Here is a 24,446-nt window from a genome sequence, read left to right on the forward strand (position 1 = left end):
ATGGTAATTTTTTGTAAAATTTTAAAATAGCTTTACCTTAAGTAAACTTTAAGTTTTATACTAAAAAAAATAATTGGAGGTATGGGCTATGAAAAGATTTTTAAAGATGGTGATTTCAATGTTTTTAGTAGTTGTAATATTGATTGTTGTCGTTTCTGGTCGTTTTTATTATAGTGTTTATGCTAGTGAATATAATTGTAGTGTCACTAAAGATAGTGTGGATGTTAATGCAACTAATCGTTTAAGAATAGGGACTTATAATGTTCACTCATTAAACTATGGAAAAGAAGATTTAGAAAGTTTCGTAAATGATATCAAAGACTTACAGTTAGATATCATTTGCTTACAAGAAGTTGATCAAAATGCAATTCGTTCTGGTAACTTTGATATGGTTGCATCGATGGCAAAGGAAGCCGGTTATCCATATTATCATTTTTATTCAACAATGTGGATTCTTAACGGTTATTATGGAATTGGGATATTAAGTAAATATCAAATTACTAAGGTATCATCACAATTAATGGCTAATAGTTTATTTAGAGAACCACGGGTCTTAACTAAAACAGTAATCGAGTATGGTCAAACACCGTTAAATATTTACAATACCCATGTAGCGTATGATAGTTACCATGATACACAGTTGGATTTTATTGAAAATAATATTGAATTAGATGGTCATGTGATTTTAGCTGGTGATTTTAATTATTTTTATGGTTATAATGAACGATGGGATACTGATATATTAGATAATGTAAATAGTGATGAAACGTTAATGACATATGGTAGCTACGGCTCACCAGATAATATCTATTATTCTGATAATTTTGAATTAGTCGAACGTAATGTAAAAACTTCATCTTTTTCTGACCATAGTTTATTATATGCGGAATTTTTAATTAAATAATTTTAGTTAACATAATGTTAAAATTACAAGAGTAGAATTATAATATATTGAAAAGGAGCGAAGTTATGGAGACGAAAAATAATCATATAAACAATTTACTAAAACAGATTGGTTATAAAGAATTAAACGTTGTTTATAATAATGATAAAATTATTATAAATGAAGATATATATAATTATCAGGATATTAAAGATGTTATTTGTACAGTAGAATATTATGATTCTGGTGTTTATGAAGTTGGCGGAAATTATAATTTTTTAAATGATGAAGCTTTTAGTCTAGCTAACAAAGATGAAATGAGTTATTTGATGTCAATTTTGCAAAATAATGAAGAAATAAAAATTGAATTAGATGCAGTCTATTTGTTAATTAGAGATCGGTTTTTAAATGAAAAAAGATATTTAGCAGGTATTTTTTCAAATGATGATGATGAATTAGTTAATTGCCAAAATAAAGTAAAAGAATGTTCTAATAGTATTTTACAGTATTGCAAACAATTTAGTGATATAGAAAAAGTAGAAGATGAAAAAGAAAATGATTCTCGTAGAGAAGATGAATTATATTTAAATAAACTAATGGAATCATTGTTACAAAATACTAAAGAACCACAAATAGAATTAAATAAATTTAAAGAAACAAGACCGGCAGAAGTAAAAAGAAATATAGTAAAATCACCAAGAGAAATAATTTTAAAAGCTGGAATGTATTTTGAAGGACTTAATTATTTAATGGGCTGGTATGATCTTTATGTAGTTGATGGCAGTGGTTGTTTAGAATGTTTTAGTAATAATAAAAGTCAAAAAATATATTTTGATGCTAGTGATGATTTAAGTGATTGTTATCGCAATCTTCAATTAGATCAAAATTCAAGAATTAGATTGGATACAGGAATAAAGTTAAAATTAATCTACTTAGGTCCTAATCCTAAATAATAAATTTTTATAACTTGTCAATGTTTTCTACAAAAAAATGAAGCTGAGATAAATTATGAATGTTTTCATTGTATTGATGGAGTTTTAGCTGCATAGATACTGGAAGCGATAAGAAATATTGACGAGAACGATTACTATGGTTTATAAGCTGATGAAGATTTTCGTATTGCATATAATCACCTCTAGTAAAAGTTTTCCTTTTTATATTTATATTATACAAAATAAAGCATAAAAGCATCATTTCATTGAAGTGATGCTTTTATCATATAGATTTTGATATTTATTATTTTAAGTACAACAATATATAATTTTTATTAAAGGGAATAGATATAATATTTAAACTATTTTACTGATGACTTTGGTTGATTAGTCTTCTTTTAAGATGCGATTTAATAGTGAAAATCGCTACTAAAATCATTGTTAATAAAATTAATGTTGTAATCATAATTATTCCTACCTTTCTTGATAATTGTATTGATATATATTGTTATATAATTATTGATGTTTTACATAGTTAGTCTAATCTAACTATATTATTATATTATCGTTGATAGTTATTTTTGTCAAATGATATGATCAAACTATTGCTTATAAAATATGAATCAAATTTTGAAAAAACTTTTTAATTAACATTAATTATGTTATATTAATATTATGTAAGCGATTATAAGAGGTGGGTATTATGGATAGTAGAAAAAGTTTAAACATTAAGTACATGGCTAGCCAAATTTTTTATTTTGGTGCTTTTGCAGCCATGATGGGCTATGCATCAGTTTATTTGTTACATAAGGGATTTTCCAATTCTACAATTGGTATTATTTTATCATTATGTAGTATTTTAGCAGTTTTCATGCAACCGGCATTAGCTTCATTTGCCGATAATCATAAAAATATTGAAATCCGTAAAATTATTAATACGATAGTTGCAATTGCGATTATTTTATCAGTTGCCCTATTAGTAATTACCACAAATCAAACTTTAATTTTTATTTTAATTGTGGCAATTTTTTCTTTAGAAACAACGATAATGCCATTAATCAATACTTTAGCATTTATTTTTGAAAAATATGGTATTCAAATTAATTTTGGTATTGCAAGAGGATTAGGGTCTGTAGCTTATGCTTTAACATCAATGGCATTAGGGTATATTGTTGAATGGTTTAGTCCTGATCTTTTACCGATTTGTTATGTCGTATTTAATGCACTATTATTTATAGTTGTTCATTTATTTGTTTTACCAAAAAATGCACAGATTGTTAATGCTGATGAAGAAAGTGAAACAGAAGCTGAAGTACAAGAAAATGTTAGTTTATTAAAATTTGCTGGTAAGTATAAAAAATTTATTGTTTTCTTATTAGGTTTTGTATTAGTTTATTTTGCTCATACAATTATTAATAATTTCTTTATTCAAATTGTAACTAATGTTGGTGGTAATAGTAGTGACATGGGAAATGCGGTATTTTTAGCAGCGATGCTTGAATTACCAACTATGGCATATTTTACTAAGCTTAGTCAAAAAGTGAATTGTGGGACATTAATTAAAGCATCAATAGTGCTATTTTTAGCTAAACATGCTATTACATACCTAGCTACTAATATGGTTATGATTTATATTGCTCAAGTTTTACAAATGGGTGCTTATGCTTTATTTATTCCAGCATCAGTATATTATGTAAATTGTAAAGTTGATAATAAAGATATTGTTAAAGGGCAATCTTTTGTCACTACGTCAATGACAATGTCTGGGGTTTTTGCTAATATCATTGGTGGTATCTTATTAGATGCTGTAGGTGTTAGTGAAGTATTATTGATAGGAGTTATTCTATCATTGATAGGAGCAGTAATTGTATTATTTACAGTTGAAAAAGTATAAAGGTAGTATTTAATCAGGTCGTTTACGACCTGATTATTGCTCAATGATAATTATTTTAAAAAGTAATAGTGGAGGTGATTTAAATGAAAGTAGTAGTGGCTATTGATTCGTTAAAAGGAAGTTTAAGTTCACTAGAAGCTGGAAATGCTATTAAACAAGGTATTAAACGAGTATATCAGGATGCTAAAATAATTGTTAAACCTCTAGCTGATGGGGGTGAGGGAACTGTTGAAGCATTAGTATCAGGAATGAACGGTAAAATAGAAACTGTTGTTGCAACTGGGCCATTAGGTGATAAAATAGAAAGTAGTTATGGAATTATTCCAGAAAAAAGATTAGCAATTATGGAAATGGCTAGTATTGCTGGGATTACTCTATTATCTTTAAAGCAGCGTAATCCTCTTTATACAACGACATATGGTTTAGGAGAAATGATCAAGGATGCAATATCTAAAGGCTGTAATAATTTTATTATTGGAATAGGTGGCAGTGCTACAAACGATGGCGGTATTGGGATGTTACAGGCTTTAGGGTTTGATTTGCTTGATAAAGATGGTAATCAAGTTCCTTTAGGAGCTCGCGGATTAAAGGATTTAGTAAAGATAGATGATAAAAATGTTTTACCTGAATTAAAGAAGTGTCAATTTAAAATCGCTTGTGATGTAACCAATGTATTATGTGGTGAAAACGGCTGCAGTGTGGTTTTTGGCCCTCAAAAAGGCGCTACTAGCCAAATGATAAAAGATATGGATCAATGGTTATATAACTTTGCGAACCTTGCTAAGAAAAAATATCCTCATAGTGATGCTTTAGTTCCTGGTACTGGAGCAGCCGGTGGGTTAGGATTTGCTTTTTTAACCTTTGTTAAGGCCACCCTAGAGTCAGGTATTGATATTATTTTAGAAACAATTGATTTAAAATCTGATCTTAAAGACGCTGATGTTGTTGTTACAGGAGAGGGGTGTTTGGATCGACAAAGCGCAATGGGAAAAGCACCTGTTGGAGTAGCTAAAATGGCTAAATTATATAATAAGCCAGTAATCGCTTTTGCTGGTAGTGTAACTAAAGAAGCTAAGCTTTGTAATCAAGAAGGAATAGATGCGTATTTTCCTATTATTCGTAATATTACAACTTTACAAGAGGCAATGGCTAAAGAGAATGCTAAAAATAATTTAACGGATACCGTTGAGCAGGTATTTAGATTATGGAAAATAAAACAGTAGGAGTAAATAAAATGATTAAAGCAATATTTTTTGATATTGATGGAACTTTAGTGAGTTTTAAAACTCATCAAGTTCCTGATTCAACAATCGAAGCATTAAAACAATTAAAGAAAAAAGGAATTAAAATTTTTATTGCAACCGGTCGTGGAAAAGATGGCTTGAAAGTATTAGATGAGATTGAATTTGATGGTTATATTACCTTAAATGGTCAGTATTGTTATGATAAAGACCGAATTATTTATCAAAATACCATTGATCCTCATGATTTACAAAACCTAGTTAATTATTTAGACAATCATCAGGTTCCTTGTGGATTTACTGAAGAACACGACAAGTATTATAATTATCGTGATTGGCGGGTTGATGAAATTCATCGGATTACGCAAAATGACGGCCAGCCAGCTAAAGATTGTAGCCAGGTTTGTACTAGAAAGATATATCAATGTCAATGTTTTGTTGATGAAGCAGAAGAAAAAGAGTTATTGAAATTAATGCCAAATTGTATCTCTGCACGCTGGCATCCAATGTTTTGTGATATTTCACCTAAAGGCGGTACAAAACAAAATGGTATTGATAAGTTTTTAGAATACTATCATTTACAGTTGAGTGAAACAATGGCTTTTGGTGATGGTGGTAATGATATTCCAATGTTGAATCATGTAAATTTAGCTGTGGCAATGGGTAATGGTAATGAAGAAGTTAAAAAAGCAGCTGATTATGTTACTGATGAAGTTGATTTAGATGGAGTTGTTAAGGCATTAAAGCATTTTAATTTACTATAAAAGGTATCTTTATGGATGAAAATTATAAAATCAAAAAAACTAAATATTGTAAAATAGTCAATTATCTATGTATCATAATTTTAACTGTAACATTTGTTTTTTAATGATACAATATCTTTTGTTACCTGATAAAATTCCAATGCACTATAATTTTAATGGCGAAGTTGATCGTTATGGTAATAAATGGGAGATATGGATTGCTTATATAGCTGGTATAATTTTATATTTTGGTTTATCTGTAATTGAACGTAAACCGCAATATTGGAATACTGGAGTAACAATAACTGAAAAAAATAAGCAAAGAATATATCAATTATTATATAATATGTTAATAACTATAAAATTACAGGTTGTTTCATTATTTATGATTATGAGTGTTTTTTCATCTTTACAGATAGGTGATTTTAGGATTAATTTGTTAATTCTAGGGGTTATTGTTATTACAATGATTTTATATTTTTATAAAATATTTAAAGCAAAATAGAGGGCTGATGCCCTTTTTAAATTATTATTGACTTAAACTGTACTTTATCTATTACAATAAAAATGAGGTGAATGATATGCTATATCGAAAATTAGGAAAAACTAATATCATGGTTAGTGAGATTGCTTTAGGGTGTGAAGGATTAGCTAAAAAAAGTGATCAGGAAGTTAAAGAATTTGTTGATCAGGCAATGGAGCAAGGAATAAATTTTATTGATTTTTATTCTCCTAATCCGGATATGCGAACTAAGTTTGGAAAAGCGATTGCTAATAATCGTGATAAATGGATCATTGAAGGACATTTATGTTCTTATTGGAAAAATGATCAATATTTAAGAACACGTAAAATTGATGAAGTAAAAGCTGGTTTTGAAGATATGTTACAACGTTTTCAAACTGATTATATCGATATTGGTATGATACACTATATTGATCAGCAAAAAGATTTTGAAACAGTATTTAATGGTCCTATTATTAAATACGCTTTAGAATTAAAAGAAAAGGGAGTTATTAGACATATTGGAATTAGTTCTCATAACCCATTAATAGCTATTGAAGCAGTAAAAACAGGATTGGTAGATGTTATTTTATTTTCTATTAATCCTTGTTATGATTTGTTGCCACCATCTGAAAATGTTAATGATTTATGGGATGATGAAAAATATAAACAGCCATTATTCAATATTGATCCAGTACGTCAGAATTTATACGAATTATGCCAAAAAGAAGGAGTGGCAATTACCGTAATGAAAGCTTTTGGTGGCGGAGATTTATTAGATGAAAAACTATCACCGTTTAAAGTAGCTTTGACACCATTACAATGTATTCATTATTGTTTAACTCGTCCTGGTGTAGTTTCAGTTATGGCTGGCTGTCATAATTGTGAAGAATTGATGACTAATCTTGCCTATGAAAGTGCTGATACAAAAGATAAAGACTTTGCAGAGGTTTTAGCTAACGTCCCTAAACATTCCTTTAAAGGAAACTGTGTTTATTGCGGTCATTGTGCACCATGTGTAAAAGGAATTAATGTAGCTGAGGTAAATAAATATACTGATTTATGTAAAGCACAAAATGAAGTACCAGAGACTGTTAGGGAACACTATAAGGCTTTAAAACATCATGCTAGTGAATGTATTGCTTGTGGTCTTTGTGAAAAGAATTGTCCATTTGAAGTAGAAATAATAAAAAAGATGCAAGAAGCAGTAAAAATATTTGGCTATTAGGAGGGTAAAATGATAGAAAAATTTGAAGTATTAATTACACCATTTTCTTTAAAACGAATGATTCATGTTTATTTACCAGATGATTATTATAATCATCAAGAAAGTTATCCGGTTATGTATATGTTTGATGGTCATAATTTGTTTAATGATCAAGATGCTACTTATGGTAAATCATGGGGATTAAAGGATTTTATGGATAGTTACGATAAAAAAATGATTATTGTTGGTATTGAATGTAATCATGAAGGGAATCAGCGTTTAAGTGAATATTGTCCTTATGATTTAGAAAATAGTTTTTTTGGGCCGGTTAGAGGTCAAGGAAAACAATTGATGGATTGGGTAGTGAATGAATTCAAACCAATGATAGATAATAAATATCGAACAATTCCTTTTAGAGAGTGTACTGGTGTAGCTGGTAGTTCTATGGGCGGTTTGATGGCTTTATATACAGTTATCAAATATAATCAATATTTTTCTAAAGCAGCATGTATATCACCAGCTATTTCAATTTGTCAAGAACAATTACAAAGTGAATTTAGACAAGCTGATATTAGTAGTGATACTCGAGTATATTTTAGCTTTGGAACCCGGGAAGTTCGGGGAAAATCAGGATTTAACTGGATGTTAAAAAATATTAGCTGGTTTAACGATGAAATAGTAAAATTGCATGGTTATAGTTATATTAATGTAGTAAAAAACGGACGTCATAATGAAGCTTCATGGGAGAAAGAAAATCCAGTATATTTTGATTTTTTATGGAAATAGGCTGTTATTTCTAAATGGGAAAAAATTAGTCGTTATTTAGAAATTACGATACAATGATAGTAAATTAAAATAAGCGAGGTTTTGATTATGATAAAAATGATTGTATCGGATATGGATGGAACACTTTTATTAACAGATGCTTCAATTAGTAAAGAAAATTTAGAAGCTATTAAATATGCTCAAAGTAAAGGGGTAAATTTTACAATTGCCACTGGACGAGATTATTTTGGTATAAAAGGAATCATGGATCGTTATGGTTTACATTGTTCATGTATTTTAGGAAATGGAGCTCAGTTTTGTGATGAAACAGGAAAAATCTTGTCTAGCTGTTATTTTCCTAAAGAAAGATTTAAAGAGGTTTTAAAGATTTTTGATGATTTAAATACTTATTATATGATTTTTACAACGGCTGGTTTTTATACAACTAAAAAACCAGAAATAGTTCGTGATGCTTTTATTGATCGTTGTATTCAGCGTTTTAATCGGAAAAAAGAAGAATATTTTAATGGGGTACAACAAGATATGCCTTGTATGCATTTAAAAGAAATCAAGGATGTTGATGAGTTTTTAAAACAAGACATTGATATTATTAAAGTAGAAGCATTTAATACTAATACAGCCTTAATTTCTAAAGCTAAAGAAAAATTGGCTGCTCTTTCAGGGATCGCTTATTTATCTTCTTTTGATGACAATGTCGAAGTGACTGATAAAAAAGCGCAAAAAGGGCTTATTTTAGAACAGGTTGTTGCTAAGATGAATATTTCTAAAGATGAAGTTATGGTTTTAGGTGATGGACTAAATGATATTACAATGTTTGAACGTTTTAAATATTCATTTGCACCTGAAAATGCAGATTCTACAATTAAAGAAATGGCTTATCAGGTAGTAAAGAGCTGTGAAAATAATGGCGTAGCACAAGCAATCTATACAATGGTTTAAAGATTTATATGAAAATAGTAATTACACCAGCTAAAAAAATGACAAATGATGCTTCTTTTTTAGAAGTTGAAAGCTTACCGGTTTATCTTGAAACAACAGAGAAAATATTAAATCATTTAAAAACTTTAACAATTTCGGAGGTTAAAAAAATGCTTGGCTGTAGTGATAGAATTGCTAAAGAAGCATATGATAATTATCAGTCAATGGATCTTCGAAATAACCTTACTTGTGCTATTTTAGCTTATCAAGGAATCCAATATGATTATATGGCTAGTCATGTTATGAGTTATGATGACTTTGCTTTTTTACAACAGCATTTAGTTATTTTATCCGGTTTTTATGGTATTTTAAGACCACTAGATGGTGTTGTTAGTTATCGCCTGGAAATGAATAATCCATTTAAAATGGCTGGTTATTCAAGTTTATACCAGGTGTGGGGTGATAAAATTTACCAAGAATTAATAAAAGATGATCATGAAATTCTTGATTTAGGAGCTAATCAGTATGCCCGAGTTATCAAAAAATATTTATCTAAACCAGTAAAATACGTTAAATGTTATTTCAAAGAAGAAATAGATGGTCAGTTAAAAGAAATCGGGGTATATGTAAAAATGGCTCGTGGTGCGATGACTAGATACATAGTTAAAAATCGAATCACAACGTATGAGGGTGTAAAATTATTTAATGATTTAAATTATCAATATCAAGAAGATTTATCTTCTAGCGAGGCATTTGTGTTTGTTAGAAAGAGTGAAAAATTTTGATTTTATCTTGACAATGATAAGATATTTGATAAAATACTAATTGCGGCTATCCCTAGGATATACGAGGACTCGACGTATAGCTTGGAGTTAGCTAAGTTAAAAAATAGGAGGATAAAAAATGTTAACAAAAGAAGAAAAAACAGCCGTTATGCAAAAATACGCTCGTAAAGAAGGAGATACAGGTTCTCCAGAAGTACAAATCGCTGTATTAACTGCAGACATTAACAAATTAAATGGTCACTTTAAACAACATCCAAAAGATAAACATTCAAATCGTGGATTATTGAAAAAAGTTGGTCGTAGAAGAGATTTATTAAAATATTTAAAAAATAAAGATATCGAAAGATATTCAGCTTTATGCGATAGCTTAGGATTAAGAAAATAAGCTATAAGTTTATATTAATAATAAAGATGATGGCTAGCCATCATCTTTTTCTATTTGATTCAAATATCCTAAAAATAACCAGAATAAAGTAGCAGATAAACTGTAAGTATAAAAAACACCATAATCAAACAAACTACCGATAAATTCACTTACAACAATTAAAGTAAATAATAAGATCATCAAATAAGTATTAAAACTTTTATTAGAAAATAATTTCAAAAGCGATTTAATAGTTTTAAATAAAAAAATTAAAAATATGGTTGCTCCGATAATACCAGTAGTAACTAATGTCTCTACAAATATATTATGACTATGAACTACTTGAATTTGTTTAACTACTGTATCACTTGTTTCATGAGTACCAATTGTTTGAAAATTTCCGGCTCCAATACCAATAATCGGACTAGTTTGCCATACTTGATAAGAAGTTTTTAATAATTCGATTCTACCACTACTTACTTGATCGATAAGTTTTAAAGCTGGCTGTACGTCACCTTTTAACAATAAATCTATTGATGTAAACACTTCTTCAATTTGAAATCTACTATTTTCTTGCTGTTTATTAACAATAGATGAAGTTATATTAGTTGTTACGATAGTTCCTAAAAAAATTCCAATGCAAATTATAATTGATAAGCCATATCGTTTTATTTTAGAAAAGTTTTTATTTTTTATAAAATAAGCGTAGCATAAAGCCGTAATGATAATAGCAATAATAATCATTGCACTGCGACATTTAGTTAAAATAATATAAATTACTTCAATGATAATATTGATCATATATAAATGAGAATATTTACTTTTATTTTTAATAGCTATCAAAGCTAATAAAATAGTAATTGCAGCTAAAAAAGCAGCTGGATTACAATTAAAATAAATACCAAAAAGACGATCATTGACCATTCCAATTGGCCAACCATAGCGACTGCTAGAAAAATCGCATAAATACATTAATATTGAAATACCGCTTGCTAGTGCTGTTAAAATATTAACTAAAGGAACAATTATTTTTAATTCGTTTTTTATGTCGTTAATGGTAAAGTTTCTGGGGTTGTTATAAATTAAAGTAAAAATAATTAATTGCATTAAAGCTAATATAAATGATTTTTGATTACTATATTGATTTATTATTGTGGCAAATAGTAGTAAAAATCCATAGATTAGAATTAGTACAAATTTATGATCATGAAAATCAATTTCTTTTTTTATAAAATTGTAACAAATAATTGCAATACCCCAAAATAAAAATAAATAGCTTAATGGATTGATTGTAATATTAAAATATCCTAGTGCTAAAGTATTTGTAAAGATAAAAACAACGAATGCGATTTTGTAATTTTTTTGTGATAATAATAAGTCTTTCATGTAAGCCTCCTAAGCCATATTCTAGCAAAATCACCTTATAAATACTATCTTTTAATCGTATTTATGCATTAAAATTATTATTGCTTAAAATTTTTTTAATATACTGGAAATTAAATCAACTTTAAGTTATCATATTATTTAGCAGAATATTAAAGGTGGAAGGATTATGAAAGACGTTACATTAGTTATTATGGCGGCAGGTATTGGAAGCCGTTTTGGGGGCGGAATTAAACAATTAGCTCCTGTTGGACCAAATGGAGAAATTATCATGGATTATTCAATTTATGATGCTAAAGAAGCTGGTTTCAACAAAGTTGTTTTTGTAATTAGAAAGGATTTAGAAGCAGAGTTTGATAAAGTTATCGGTTCAAGAATTAAACAAGTAATCGATGTTGAATATGTTTTTCAAGAATTAGATCAAATTCCTAGTCAATATCAAGAAACATTTAAGCAAAGAACTAAACCATGGGGAACTGGTCAGGCAATTTTATGTTGTAAAGATGTTGTTAAAGAACCTTTTTTAGTAATCAATGCTGATGATTATTATGGTAAGGAAGCTTATCAAGTAGCTTATCAATATTTAACAAATCAAAGTGTTGATCAAGAAAAATTGCAGTTAGCAATGGTTAGCTTTGTTTTAAAAAATACTTTAAGTGACAATGGTGGTGTAACTCGAGGTATTTGTAAAATAGATGCTAATGGTTATTTAGAAGATATCAAAGAAACTCATAATATCGAAAAAGGTAATGGATGTGCTGTTGTAAAAGATAATGATTCAGTAACAGAAATTGATTTAGAAGTTCCAGTATCAATGAATATGTGGGCTTTAACACCAGAAATTTTCGAAATATTAGAAAGAGAATTTAATACGTTTTTAGCTAATTTAGATAAAGATGATTTAAAACAAGAATATTTATTACCAACAATAATTGGTTCATTACTTGATGATGGTGTAGTAGAAGTTAAAGTTCTTCAATCACATGACAATTGGTTTGGGGTTACTTATAAAGAAGATAAAGAAAGTGTTGTTAATAGTATTCAAGAATTAATTAGAGATGGAGTTTATCCACAAAAATTATTTTAAAAAATAGCCCTGCTTAATATTAAGCAGGGACTTTTATTATTCTACTGTTACTGATTTGGCTAAATTTCGAGGTTTATCAACGTCACAGCCTTTTAATTTAGCGGCATAATAAGCAATTAATTGTAACGGAATTGCTACTAAAACAGCTTGTAAAATTGGATTTACATCTGGCATATAATAAGTTTCATCAACGTTTCCTACTTCTTGACCTTTAATAGTAAATAAGATTACTTTTGCTCCTCTGGCAATTGTTTCTTGAATATTACTTATTGTTTTTGCTGCAATTTGTGGTTGCGTTGCAACAGCAATTACAACACTACCATTTTCAATTAAAGCAATTGGGCCATGTTTTAATTCACCAGCAATATAAGCATCAGCGTGAATATAAGAAACCTCTTTTAATTTTAATGCTCCTTCAAGAACTGTTGCATAATCTAAATTTCGTCCAATGAAATAAGCATCGTGAAGTTCTTTTAAATAACCGGCATATTTTTCAAATAACGGTTCATCTTTTAAGATTTCTTCTAATTGTTCCGGTAATCTAGCGATACCTTTGATAATATCTTTATAAATTTCATTTTCTTTTCCCAAAGTCTGAGCAATATACATTGCTAATAATATTAAAACAATCACTTGAGTAGTATATGCTTTAGTACTAGCAACAGCGATTTCTGGACCGGCACAAGTATAAATAGTTGCATCGGCTTCACGAGAAATTGTTGAACCTAATACGTTTGCAATAGCAATAGTTGTACAGCCTTTTTCTTTAGCTAGTCTTAATGCTGCTAGAGTATCGGCAGTTTCACCGGACTGAGAAACAAAAATACATAAAGTTTTTTCATCTATAATTGGTTCACCATATCTAAATTCAGAAGCTGCCTGTGAAAAAGTTGGTATACCAGTTAAACGTTCTAAAATATTAGCTCCTGAAAGACAGGCATGATAAGCAGTTCCACAAGCAACAAAGTAAGTTTTGTTGAAAGTTGAAAAACGATCTTTAATTTCATCTAATTCTGGTAAGACGATTTGATCTTCATTTTCTACTCTGCCACGTAATGTTTCTTTAATTACATGAGGTTGTTCATGAATTTCTTTTAACATAAAAGTGTCATATCCGCCTTTTTGAGCTGCTTCGTTATCATAAGGAATATGCGTTGTTTCTTTTTGAATTTCATTTCCATTTGCATCATAGAAAATAATTTTACTTTTGCAAAGTTTGGCGATTTCATAATCTTTAATGAAATAAACATCTTTAGTGTAGTCTAATAATGCAGGAATGTCGCTAGCTGCAAAACTGGCATCACTATTGACGCCTAAAACAATTGGACTATCTTTTTTGGTAACGTAAACAACATCAGGTTCCAATGTTGAAACAATACAAAGAGCATAGCTTCCTTCGATTCGTTTGATAACTTTCTTTAATGCTTCAAGTAAGTCACCTTGATAATATGAATCTAAAAGATGAACAACAACTTCGCTATCAGTTTCGCTATGAAAATGATAACCTTTGGCTAATAATTCTTCTTTTAACTCACGATAATTTTCAATGATCCCATTGTGTACTAACGAAATAGTATTATCGTTGTTAGTATGGGGATGTGAGTTAAGGTTAGATGGGATACCATGAGTTGCCCAACGTGTATGACCAATTCCAACATGCCCTACAGGTGTATCTTGGTCAAGACGATCGACAAGATTTTGTAGTCTTCCTTTCGTTTTAATAGTGAAAAGTTTGTCTTTATCAACAAGGGTAACTCCAGCTGAATCGTAACCACGATATTCTAACTTAGAGAGTCCTTGTAATAAAAATGGTAAAGCTTCTTCTTTACCTGAGAATGCTGTAATTCCACACATAAAATTTCCTCCAAAATATTTAATTTTATTAGTTATTAATGGAGGATACCGAATGAATTTGTTTAACGATCGCTCATTATTTTTGTTCATTGTTTAGGTAGTATCATACCTCTAGACCATCCGCCGAATCTTCCGATAAGTCTAGTCCTCGTCAACTAAGATAACTTAGTCCTGGCGCTATTTGTTATTTGATCTCCTTAATAACTTGTTGCTATTATATAAAATTAAAAAATAAAAAGCAACCTATATTTATTATATGAAAATAAGATAAAAGTGTGACTAAAGAATAATATCAAATTTTTTATATTTATAAAAATAATTTTTAGTTATTTGAATAAATAAAAAAAATTCGTAAAAAATAAAAGTGATTTTAGTTTTTGTAAAGTATATGTTTAATAGGAGGAAGAAATATGAGTGTTCAAGAAAATCTATTAGAAATTAGTAAATCTTTAGAAAATCTAGAAGAAACTGGAATCTATGATGTTGAAAAGTATAGTTGTTCATTAAAACATTTAACTAATCAGCTAGAATACTTTTATTGTCATTTAGTTAAAGAAGGGGGACGGGATATTGATAATACATATTATCATCTTGCAAGTCGGCCAATGGTACATCAATTAGCATATTTTAATATTGGCAGGGGCTTTCCAAAAGAATTAATGGATGGCCATTGGTGTTATGTTTTAAAGGATTTAGGTTATAAAATGCTGATAATTCCATGTACATCAATTAAGGGAAGTCAAGTTAATCCTGAATTTGAGATGGACATTGATGTTGTAATGGGTGGCAAGAAAACACAAAGTCGTTTACAATTAAGTGAAATTAGATGTGTTGATATGCAGCGGTTGGATTTAAGAAAACCATTTTGTGATGTTTTGACAAGTCATGATAAAATTATTAAATATGTTAAAGAGCATTTATTAAAATAAAAAAGGCCTGTTAATGGGTAATAAATTAAAATAAGTAAAAAAACAACATGGCACTTTAAAGTATTTATAACAAGAAATATTAGAAGGTATTATAGTTATTTATAAAAAATAAACATGTAGCTTTTGGCTACATGTTTGTTTATAAGTTTAATAGACGTTTTGTATCACGAGCGATAACTAATTCTTCATTAGTTGGGATAACGAAAACTTTAACTTTTGAATTAGGAGTACTAATTAAACGTTCTCCAGTACCGTTTACGTTAGCGTCTTCGTCAATTTCAACTCCTAAAGCTTCTTTTAATAAATCGCAAATACCGCTACGAGCAAAGTATGAATTTTCCCCAATTCCAGCAGTGAAGCAGATTGCATCAACACCACCTAAAGCGATGAAATAACGACCAATATAAGCGATAACACGACGATAGAAGATATCGATTGCTAATTGAGCACGTTCGTTACCTTCCATTGCGGCATTTTGAACATCTCTAAAATCACTAGATACACCTGAAATACCTAATAAACCAGATTCTTTATTAAGCATGTTAATAACTTCATGCATATCCATTCCTACTTCTTCAATTAAATAATCAATTACAGAAGGATCAACGTCACCGCTACGAGTTCCCATCATAATTCCTGCAAGTGGTGTAAATCCCATTGATGTATTGATAGATTTTCCATCTTTAACAGCAGATAAAGAACCACCAGCTCCTAAATGAGCAACGATGATCTTTGAATGTTCAGGATTACCTAACAAGTCAATAGCACGTTGTGATACGTAGAAGTGGCTAGTTCCATGAGCACCATATTTACGTACTTTATAATCAGTATAATATTTATATGGAATTGGATAAATATAACATCTTGGTTCTAGTGTTTGATGGAATGCAGTATCAAATACAGCTACCGCTCCAGCATTAGGAATTGCTTCTTTAAAAGCATAGTATCCTGTTAAGTGAGCTGGATTATGTAAAGGCGCTAATGATTTTAATTCATCAATTTTATTTACAACATCTTCATCAATAACTACTGAAGAATCAAAATATGCTCCCCCTTGAACAACACGGTGTCCAACACCTTTAATTTCATTTAAGTCTTTTACAATTCCTTTTTCAACCAAAGTATCTAATAATAGTTGAACTGCAACTTTATGATCTTTGATATTTTGTGTAGTAACACTTTTTTCTCCTTGATATTTGATAGTAAATATTGAATCTTCTAATCCGATTCTTTCAATTACTCCTGATGTAATTACAGATTCATCATCCATTTCAAATAATTGAAATTTTAAAGATGAACTACCTGCATTTACAGATATAATTTTTGCCATTTTTAAGCCTCCTTAGTCTATCGTCATTATATCATCATTTTCTCAAATTTCTAGATAAAAGCAAGAGTTTATTAATTTTCTTTTTATTAAAGTATTAAAATGTAAAAAGGAAATAATACTTCAATTATTATTTTTCTTGCTATTTCGATTAAATAAACTATAATAGTATACGAGCCAGGGGCGCGTTATGCTGAGAAAGGTGAAAACCTTGTCCCTTATCATCTGAACTGGGTAATGCCAGCGTAGAGAGAGCAAAATTTTAACTATTTGCTTTTTTACGCTTGTAAAAAAGCATTTTTTAATTTTGTTGGCTCTTTTGTAAAGAAAGGGGAACAAACATGAAAAAAAGTAAATTTGAAATTAACACCAAAACAATGGCGTATATGGCAATTTTTGCGGCGCTACAAATCGTGTTAGAGTATCTAACACAATTTACACCACAAATGCCTCGAGGAGGAAATGTTGCATTTTCACTTGTTGCATTGATGTTATGTAGTTATTTAATGGGACCTATTTATGGATTAGTGGTATCACTAGTTTGTGTGGGATTACATTTTGTTTTGGGATTAGCAACATTTTATGGAGCTTTATCAGTGATCTTTGATTATTTATTACCAATGGCAATTGTGGGAGTGGTAGGAATTATTCCATTAGTCAAAGTAAACAAGGTAGAGATTCCAATTGGAATAGTAATTGTAATGGTTTTAAAAACAATCAGTCATTTAATTGCTGGCTGGTATGCTTTTGCAACACCATTACCTGCTAATTTAAGTTATAATTTACCATATAATATTGCAACAATGGTTGCTTGCTTTATATTATTTATGATTTTATATCCAAGATTAAAGCGAGTTATTCGTATTTAGGTATCAGAAAACTGATACCTTTTTCTTTTGACTTTAAAAAGTAAGATATTTTGTGTATAATGTTAATGTTATAAAAGCGAGGTAGAAAATGATGTCAGATTCTCTGATAGGAAAGAAAGTATTAATTCATTGTTATAAGCATAATGGAACGATTCATCGCTGTTGGTCAAAAGGATTTATTTTGGATGAAAATGATGATCATTTTATTTCCATAAACAACCGTACTTTAGTAACTGAAGCAGATGGCCGGATGTGGCATACAAGAGAACCGGCTATCTGTTATTTTCCTAAGAAAAAATGGTATAATGTAATTTGTATGATTCGTAAAACAGGTGTTTATTATTATTGTAATATTGCTTCTCCAACTCTATATGATGGTGAGGCTTTGAAATATATTGATTATGATTTGGATTTAAAAGTTTTTCCTGATGGTAATTATCGTATTTTAGATGAGGAAGAATATAAACAACATGCAAGAGCAATGAATTATTCTAAAGAATTAGATCAAATATTAAAAAAACAATTGCAAATATTAATCGATTTAGCGATTAAAAAAGAAGGGCCATTTAGTGAAGATTTCACTAAGCATTGGTACCATGTCTATGAAGATTTGACGCAAGGATAGGAGAATAAAATGGAAAAAACAATATTTGTTGAAAATCTAGAAGCTACATTATCATTAGGAAAAAAATTAGGCGAATTATTACAGCCAGGAATGTTAATTACTTTAGATGGTGATTTAGGTGCTGGTAAGACTACTTTTACTAAAGGGATTGGTCAGGGATTACAAATAAAAAGAGTTATTAACAGTCCAACTTTTACAATTTTAAAACAATATCGAGGAAGACTACAGTTATCACATTTTGATGCTTATCGTTTAGAAGGGCAGGATAATGATTTAGGTTTTGAAGAAATTTTTGATAGTGATGATGTTTGTGTAGTTGAATGGCCTGAATTTATTAGTGATATATTACCTGAAAAACGGCTAGAAATTCAAATTAATAAAATTGATGAAAACGCACGTAAATTCGTTTTAAAAGCAATTGGTAAAGAGTATGTACAGTTATTGGAGGCGTTGGGATGAAAACAGTAGTGATGGATACATCAAATACATATTTAGTAATTGGACTTTATCAAGATGGTAAAGCATTGCAAAAATATCAAGAAGCAGGAAATAGACGCCAGTCTGAAGATGCTTTGGTTCGTTTGGAAGAAATATTAAAAAAACAACAATGGGAATTATTGGATGTCGATGAATTAGTTATTACAATTGGACCAGGATCATATACAGGTCAAAGGGTTGCTTTAACAATTGCTAAAACATTAGCAGCTATTTCTAAAGTTAAAATTAAAGCTGTTTCTTCATTGCATAGTTATGCCGGAAATCATAAGGCAATTAGTGTTATTGATGCTCGAAGTAAAAAAATTTTTGTCGGGGTATATAATGATAATCATGCTGTAATAGATGATCAAATAATGTTAATTGAAGATTTTCCAGCTTTAAAGAAGCAGTATCCTGATTATGAAGTAGTGGGTGATTGTCAGCTTGTAGAATGTCCTGAACATGAGGTGGATTTGTGTCAAAACATTTATCAAGCTAGTTTAAGTGTTGATTATTGTCAGGATGTTGATAATTTAGTTCCCCAATATTTAAAGGATGTTGAGGCTAAAAAAATATGTTAATTCGAAAAATGGAATTAGAAGATATCGATGCAGTAGTTGCCATGGAACATGAACTATTTACTTCACCCTGGAGTAAAGAGGATCTTGTTTATGAAATTACAAAAAATGCATTTTCAACAATTTTAGTTTTAGAAATAGAAAAAGAAATTGTTGGTTATATTGGAATGTGGAATTTAGGAGATCAAACTCAAATAACTACATTAGGTGTTGCTAAAAAACATCAAGGACATGGATATTCTAAGGTGTTAATGAATAAATGTATCGAAATCAGTAGTTATTTAGGGTATGATAATATTAATTTAGAGGTACGAGTATCAAATCAGCGAGCAATTAATTTATACCAGAGTTGTGGTTTTAAAATCGTAGCTGTTAGAAAAGATTATTATCAAGATACTCATGAAGATGCCTATTTAATGATTAAAGAAATGGAGGAGAAATCATGTCATTAATTCTAGCAATAGAGTCTAGTTGTGATGAAATGGCAATGGCCGTACTAAAAGACAAACGTGATTTTTTAGCGAGTGTAATCGCTTCACAAATTGATGTTCATGCTCTTTATGGCGGGGTTGTTCCAGAAATTGCCAGTCGTAAACATGTTGAATGTGTATCACTTGTTTTAAAAGAGACATTAAAAAAAGCTAACGTTTCTATTGAAGAAATTGATGCTATTGCAGTAACTAAAGGACCAGGATTAGTTGGTTCATTGCATATTGGTCTTCAAGCAGCTAAGACTATTGCAATGGCTTATCATAAACCTTTAATTGGTGTTCATCATATTGCCGGACATATTTATGCTAATAATTATAACCAGGATATCGAATATCCAAGTTTATGTTTAGTAGTTAGTGGTGGTCATAGTGAACTAGTATTATTAAAAGCACCATTTGAATTTGAAGTAATTGGGGAAACTTTAGATGATGCCGTTGGAGAAGCTTATGATAAAGTAGGACGCGTTTTAAATTTACCATATCCAGGTGGACCAGTTTTGGATAAAATGGCTTCTTTAGGAAATAATACGTATGATTTACCAGTACCATTAGATGATGATAGTTATAATTTTAGTTTTAGTGGGTTAAAATCAGCTGTTATTAATTTGAATCATAAAGCTTATTTACGCCATGAAGAAATAAATAAAAATGATTTAGCAGCATCTTTTCAAAATGTAGTAATTACATCACTAGTTAATAAAACAATAAAAGCAGCTAAAGCTTATAATGTAAAACAAGTCATGATGGCTGGTGGTGTTAGTGCTAATCGCGGGCTTCGTAATGCTATGAATGAAGCAGTAAGTAAATTGGATAATGTTGAGTTGTTATTACCACCGATGAGCTGTTGTACTGACAATGCTATGATGATTGCATTAGCCGCTAAAGAAATGTATGATTTACAAATATTTAGTGATTTATCACTAGGAATTAAACCTAATATTGACTTGCAGCAAGAGTCAGTTAGTGAGGTAAAGCATAATGGATAAAAAGATTTCAAATGCAACGATGTCACGATATCCAATTTATTTAAAAGCGCTAAGAAAGATGCAACACGAAGGCAAAGAAAACTGTTTATCTAGCGAGCTATCAAGTTTGACTGGAATTCAAGATACTACTATTCGTAGAGATTTTACTTATTTATCTAAAACTTGTAATTTTGGTCAACGGGGCAAAGGTTATGATGTTAAACATCTTATTGATGGATTAAGTGAAGTGTTAGGTTTAGGTTTAGATGAATCTATTATTATTATCGGCGTTGGTAATTTAGGAAGTGCCATTTTAAAATATAATCGCTGGCAATATACGGTAGGAAAAATTGTTTGTGGTTATGATCAAGATAAAAATAAAGAGGGAGAACGCTTTGGCGTTAAAATATATAATATCGATGATTTAGAAAAGACTTTTCCAGAAGGTTGTAAAATTGCAATCTTAGCTATTTCGGAAAATGTTCAACCAACTGTTGATCGATTAATGAAATTAGGAATCAAAGGAATTGTTGATTTCACTCATACGCATTTTACAGTTGATCAGGGAGTTGAGGTACAGCAGGTTGATGTAGTTGTAGCAATCCAGGAATTAGTAATTAAAATGGATTCTCATCGCAAGTAGTACTTGATAAATCAATAAATTAAATTATAATGATACAAATAGGAGGATTAATATGTTTGAATTTATTACAATAAGAGAATTGTATGAAATGTTTTTAAGCAATCAAGTTATGGATTTAGAAGGCTATGAATATGTTGAACTTGAAGGATGGGTTCGTACAAATCGTAACAATGGTAAACTTGGTTTTATTGCTTTAAACGATGGTACGTATTTTAAAAACTTACAAATCGTATATACTCAAGATCGTGTTGATAATTATGAAGAAGTTGAAAAAATTGCAACAGGAAGTGCAATTAGAGTAGTTGGTAAATTAAAATTAACACCAGAAGGAAAACAACCTTTTGAAGTAGAAGCTACTCAAGTGGAAGTAGAAGGAACATGTGATAATGATTATCCTTTACAAAAGAAACGTCATACATTTGAATATATGAGAGAAATTCCACATTTAAGACCACGTGCTAATAGTTTTTATGCTATCTTTAGATTACGTAGTGTTTTATCAATGGCTATTCATGAATTTTTCCAATCACAAGGATTTGTTTATGTTCATACACCAATAATTACAAGTAATGATGGTGAAGGTGCTGGAGAAATGTTTAGAGCAACAACTATTGATGATACTAATTTTGAAGATGATTTCTTTGGTAAAGAAGCTTTCTTAACAGTTACTGGTCAATTACATGTTGAAGCATTTGCTTTAGCTTTTAGAGATGTTTACACATTTGGACCAGCATTTAGAGCAGAAAACTCTAATACATCACGTCATGCAAGTGAATTCTGGATGATTGAACCAGAAATAGCTTTTGCGGATTTAGAAGACAATATGGATTTAATCGAAGATATGGTAAAATACTGTATCGATTATGTATTAGATAATGCACCAGCTGAAATGGAATTTTTTGCTAATATGATTGATAAAGATTGTATTAATCGTATTACTAAAGTAAGAAATAGTGATTTCAAACGAATGACATATACTCAAGCAATCGAAATTCTAGAAAAAGCTGATGTTAAATTTAAAAATAAAGTTTATTGGGGTATGGATTTAAATAGTGAACATGAACGCTATATTTGCGAACAAGTTGTTAAAGGACCAGTATTTTTAACAGATTATCCTAAAGAAATTAAAGCTTTCTATATGCGTTTAAATGATGATAATAAAACAGTAGCTGCATGTGATTTATTAGTACCTGGAATTGGTGAATTAGTAGGTGGTAGCCAACGTGAAGAACGCTATGATGTATTAGAAAAAATCATGGATGAAAAAGGTATGAATAAAGAAGGTTTACAATGGTATATGGATTTACGTCGTTATGGTGGATGTAAACATGCTGGATTTGGACTTGGGTTCGATCGCTTCTTAATGTATTTAACAGGAATGCAAAACATTCGTGATGTCGAACCATTCCCTAGAACGCCAAGAAATTTGAAATTTTAGAAAAAAAGCCTATTAAAATTATAGGCTTTTTTCTATAATATAAGATAAGGAGGCGATAAAGTGAATGAATATGATTTAATCAACGCCTATTTAAACTTGATTTTTGATAGTAGTCCTACATATTTTAATCGTTTATTAGATGGTTATCGTGGATTGTGTCAATTAAGAAAATGGATGCAAGAAAGAAACATTATATTAGATGCCATTGAAGAAATTAATTTTGACATGTTTATTGATTTTACTAAGGCAAGATCAATTGACCAGATAACAGAACGTTTTACCCCTGAACAATATCAACAAATAAAAGACTATGTGTTACAACAGCGAGATAAATATCAAATAGTAGTTTTAGCAAGTTTTGATTATAGTGAACCAATTAATACTTATTTAACTTCTTTGCAAATTGTTGATGATTTAAGCAGTGAAAGAGTAAGTGTAATTAATTGTCATCGTTTATTAAATAAAGATGATTTGTCATTTTATGGACCATTTAAACATTTTGTTACTGCTCTTTATCAAATTGATCGCTGGCCTGGTTTTTTAATTTTCAAGGGAGATCAATGTGTTTTTACACCGGTGTATACTACTAAAGATATTGAAGAAATCATGTTTAAAATTGAGCATGATACAATTTTTTCAATTCGCTATTTAAGTCCTTATGATAGTTTTTTTGTCCAATTAAGTGATTTGCATTTAGGAAGTAAAAAGAAAAACTTAGGACGTATTGCTTTGGAAAAAAGTTTAGATGAAACTATACCAATGTTAAAATCATACTATCAGCTTAAGTTTTTAATTACAGGTGATTTAATGAATTCGCCTAATCGTAAAAATATGTATGAAGTAGATGATTTTATGAAAATGTTAAAAAATAAATATAAATCTGATGTATCTTTTATTTTAGGTAATCATGATGTTATTGTTCATGGTTTAAATATATTTAAACGTCAAAAAAGTAAAGTAATTGCTTTTTTACTTAGTGAAAAAATTAAAGTATTTGAAGATGAAAAAATAATTTTAATTAAAATTGATTCTACTGGTGAAGGAAATTTAGCTAGAGGAAAAGTTGGTCAAAAACAGCTTGATGCTATTGATGAAGAGTTAGCAGCTATTGAAGATATTAATAAATATACTCTTATTGCTATGTTGCATCATCATTTATTTCCAATTACACGCGATGATTTTTTGAAGCAAAGATGGCGTGAAAAGCTTTTTGTTGGAAAAATAATTGACAGTACTAAAGCTTTAGTTGATAGTAGAGAGTTAGTAAAATGGTTAAGAAAACATAATATTCAATATGTTTTACATGGTCATAAGCATTTGCCTTTTTTTACGTTCCAAGAAGGAATGTATGTCATTGCTGCTGGTTCGGCTTGTGGTAGTGGAGCTAAGGAATTTAAGAGTCGTTATTTAAGTTATAATATTTTAAAATATGATCATCGATATAAACGTTTTAAATATTGTTTTATTATTTATGATGATATTACGTTACAAGATCGTCAAAGAATTATTATTAATTTATTTTAGG

Annotated in this window: 25 protein-coding genes and 1 riboswitch; of the genes, 22 read left to right on the forward strand and 3 right to left on the reverse strand. The window is 29.6% G+C overall.

Annotated elements, in window-relative coordinates; all coding sequences use genetic code 11:
* The first annotated feature begins 88 nt into the window (after window positions 1–88).
* The 11 genes from B5F09_RS04265 (at window position 89) to rpsO (ending at window position 10,276) form a co-directional block, all read left to right on the forward strand.
* On the forward strand, window positions 89–904 hold the full coding sequence (locus tag B5F09_RS04265) for an endonuclease/exonuclease/phosphatase family protein (RefSeq protein WP_239404244.1): 816 nt from the start codon (window positions 89–91) through the stop codon (window positions 902–904).
* A 65-nt stretch (window positions 905–969) separates the two neighbouring features.
* On the forward strand, window positions 970–1,836 hold the full coding sequence (locus tag B5F09_RS04270) for a hypothetical protein (RefSeq protein WP_087371973.1): 867 nt from the start codon (window positions 970–972) through the stop codon (window positions 1,834–1,836).
* A 682-nt stretch (window positions 1,837–2,518) separates the two neighbouring features.
* Window positions 2,519–3,709 (forward strand): MFS transporter, encoded by a 1,191-nt coding sequence (locus B5F09_RS04275; RefSeq protein ID WP_087371976.1) that lies wholly within the window; start codon window positions 2,519–2,521, stop codon window positions 3,707–3,709.
* A gap of 83 nt (window positions 3,710–3,792) precedes the next feature.
* Complete coding sequence (locus tag B5F09_RS04280; protein WP_087371978.1) at window positions 3,793–4,932, forward strand: glycerate kinase; 1,140 nt, start codon at window positions 3,793–3,795, stop codon at window positions 4,930–4,932.
* Window positions 4,914–5,714, forward strand: coding sequence for a Cof-type HAD-IIB family hydrolase (locus B5F09_RS04285; protein ID WP_239404245.1), 801 nt, complete (start codon window positions 4,914–4,916; stop codon window positions 5,712–5,714). The genes B5F09_RS04280 and B5F09_RS04285 overlap by 19 nt, the downstream gene beginning before the upstream one ends.
* Window positions 5,715–5,817: 103 nt before the next feature.
* Complete coding sequence (locus B5F09_RS04290; protein ID WP_158095802.1) at window positions 5,818–6,198, forward strand: DUF1648 domain-containing protein; 381 nt, start codon at window positions 5,818–5,820, stop codon at window positions 6,196–6,198.
* A 76-nt stretch (window positions 6,199–6,274) separates the two neighbouring features.
* A complete protein-coding gene (locus B5F09_RS04295; RefSeq protein WP_087302824.1) occupies window positions 6,275–7,423 on the forward strand; it encodes an aldo/keto reductase in 1,149 nt (382 codons plus the stop codon).
* 9 nt (window positions 7,424–7,432) lie between these two features.
* The gene (locus B5F09_RS04300; RefSeq protein ID WP_087371984.1) at window positions 7,433–8,188 is read left to right on the forward strand and encodes an alpha/beta hydrolase; all 756 of its coding nucleotides are present in this window, start codon (window positions 7,433–7,435) and stop codon (window positions 8,186–8,188) included.
* Window positions 8,189–8,275: 87 nt separating this feature from the next.
* On the forward strand, window positions 8,276–9,127 hold the full coding sequence (locus B5F09_RS04305; RefSeq protein ID WP_087302828.1) for a Cof-type HAD-IIB family hydrolase: 852 nt from the start codon (window positions 8,276–8,278) through the stop codon (window positions 9,125–9,127).
* 8 nt (window positions 9,128–9,135) lie between these two features.
* A complete protein-coding gene (gene yaaA / locus B5F09_RS04310) occupies window positions 9,136–9,891 on the forward strand; it encodes a peroxide stress protein YaaA (protein ID WP_087371988.1) in 756 nt (251 codons plus the stop codon).
* A gap of 118 nt (window positions 9,892–10,009) precedes the next feature.
* Window positions 10,010–10,276 (forward strand): 30S ribosomal protein S15, encoded by a 267-nt coding sequence (rpsO, locus tag B5F09_RS04315; protein WP_087302832.1) that lies wholly within the window; start codon window positions 10,010–10,012, stop codon window positions 10,274–10,276.
* 33 nt (window positions 10,277–10,309) lie between these two features.
* On the opposite strand, the gene B5F09_RS04320 is transcribed toward rpsO, so the two are convergent.
* Window positions 10,310–11,641: an O-antigen ligase gene (locus tag B5F09_RS04320; RefSeq protein WP_087371991.1), complete on the reverse strand. Its 1,332-nt coding sequence runs from the start codon at window positions 11,639–11,641 to the stop codon at window positions 10,310–10,312.
* A gap of 166 nt (window positions 11,642–11,807) precedes the next feature.
* Here B5F09_RS04320 and B5F09_RS04325 point away from each other — a divergent pair, with 166 nt between their 5' ends.
* Window positions 11,808–12,725: a sugar phosphate nucleotidyltransferase gene (locus B5F09_RS04325; protein ID WP_087302835.1), complete on the forward strand. Its 918-nt coding sequence runs from the start codon at window positions 11,808–11,810 to the stop codon at window positions 12,723–12,725.
* 36 nt (window positions 12,726–12,761) lie between these two features.
* Here B5F09_RS04325 and glmS read toward each other — a convergent pair whose 3' ends face one another.
* Window positions 12,762–14,579: a glutamine--fructose-6-phosphate transaminase (isomerizing) gene (gene glmS / locus B5F09_RS04330; protein ID WP_087302837.1), complete on the reverse strand. Its 1,818-nt coding sequence runs from the start codon at window positions 14,577–14,579 to the stop codon at window positions 12,762–12,764.
* A gap of 410 nt (window positions 14,580–14,989) precedes the next feature.
* Here glmS and B5F09_RS04335 point away from each other — a divergent pair, with 410 nt between their 5' ends.
* Window positions 14,990–15,508 (forward strand): hypothetical protein, encoded by a 519-nt coding sequence (locus B5F09_RS04335; RefSeq protein ID WP_087302839.1) that lies wholly within the window; start codon window positions 14,990–14,992, stop codon window positions 15,506–15,508.
* 139 nt (window positions 15,509–15,647) lie between these two features.
* Here the strand turns inward: B5F09_RS04335 and B5F09_RS04340 are convergent, their stop codons facing one another.
* A complete protein-coding gene (locus B5F09_RS04340; RefSeq protein WP_087371994.1) occupies window positions 15,648–16,838 on the reverse strand; it encodes an acetate/propionate family kinase in 1,191 nt (396 codons plus the stop codon).
* 166 nt (window positions 16,839–17,004) lie between these two features.
* Window positions 17,005–17,105: riboswitch (TPP riboswitch) on the forward strand.
* 71 nt (window positions 17,106–17,176) lie between these two features.
* On the opposite strand from B5F09_RS04340, the gene B5F09_RS04345 reads away from it, so the two are divergent.
* The 9 genes from B5F09_RS04345 (at window position 17,177) to B5F09_RS04385 (ending at window position 24,445) form a co-directional block, all read left to right on the forward strand.
* A complete protein-coding gene (locus tag B5F09_RS04345) occupies window positions 17,177–17,704 on the forward strand; it encodes an ECF transporter S component (protein WP_087371997.1) in 528 nt (175 codons plus the stop codon).
* Window positions 17,705–17,795: 91 nt separating this feature from the next.
* The gene (locus B5F09_RS04350; RefSeq protein WP_087303101.1) at window positions 17,796–18,329 is read left to right on the forward strand and encodes a DUF402 domain-containing protein; all 534 of its coding nucleotides are present in this window, start codon (window positions 17,796–17,798) and stop codon (window positions 18,327–18,329) included.
* A 9-nt stretch (window positions 18,330–18,338) separates the two neighbouring features.
* Window positions 18,339–18,788 (forward strand): tRNA (adenosine(37)-N6)-threonylcarbamoyltransferase complex ATPase subunit type 1 TsaE, encoded by a 450-nt coding sequence (tsaE, locus tag B5F09_RS04355; RefSeq protein WP_087303102.1) that lies wholly within the window; start codon window positions 18,339–18,341, stop codon window positions 18,786–18,788.
* Entirely contained in the window at window positions 18,785–19,387 is a 603-nt protein-coding gene (gene tsaB, locus B5F09_RS04360; RefSeq protein WP_087371999.1) for a tRNA (adenosine(37)-N6)-threonylcarbamoyltransferase complex dimerization subunit type 1 TsaB, read from the forward strand. The genes tsaE and tsaB overlap by 4 nt, the downstream gene beginning before the upstream one ends.
* Window positions 19,381–19,836: a ribosomal protein S18-alanine N-acetyltransferase gene (rimI, locus tag B5F09_RS04365; RefSeq protein WP_087372002.1), complete on the forward strand. Its 456-nt coding sequence runs from the start codon at window positions 19,381–19,383 to the stop codon at window positions 19,834–19,836. Before tsaB ends, rimI begins: the two co-directional genes overlap by 7 nt.
* Complete coding sequence (gene tsaD / locus B5F09_RS04370; protein ID WP_087303108.1) at window positions 19,827–20,861, forward strand: tRNA (adenosine(37)-N6)-threonylcarbamoyltransferase complex transferase subunit TsaD; 1,035 nt, start codon at window positions 19,827–19,829, stop codon at window positions 20,859–20,861. Before rimI ends, tsaD begins: the two co-directional genes overlap by 10 nt.
* Window positions 20,854–21,483: a redox-sensing transcriptional repressor Rex gene (locus B5F09_RS04375; RefSeq protein ID WP_087372005.1), complete on the forward strand. Its 630-nt coding sequence runs from the start codon at window positions 20,854–20,856 to the stop codon at window positions 21,481–21,483. The genes tsaD and B5F09_RS04375 overlap by 8 nt, the downstream gene beginning before the upstream one ends.
* Before the next feature lie 52 nt (window positions 21,484–21,535).
* On the forward strand, window positions 21,536–22,921 hold the full coding sequence (gene asnS, locus B5F09_RS04380) for an asparagine--tRNA ligase (protein WP_087303112.1): 1,386 nt from the start codon (window positions 21,536–21,538) through the stop codon (window positions 22,919–22,921).
* A gap of 60 nt (window positions 22,922–22,981) precedes the next feature.
* Entirely contained in the window at window positions 22,982–24,445 is a 1,464-nt protein-coding gene (locus tag B5F09_RS04385) for a metallophosphoesterase (protein WP_087372008.1), read from the forward strand.
* Window position 24,446 lies beyond the last annotated feature (1 nt).

The organism is Erysipelatoclostridium sp. An173, assembly GCF_002160495.1.
Lineage (GTDB): Bacteria > Bacillota_I > Bacilli_A > Erysipelotrichales > Coprobacillaceae > Thomasclavelia > Thomasclavelia merdavium.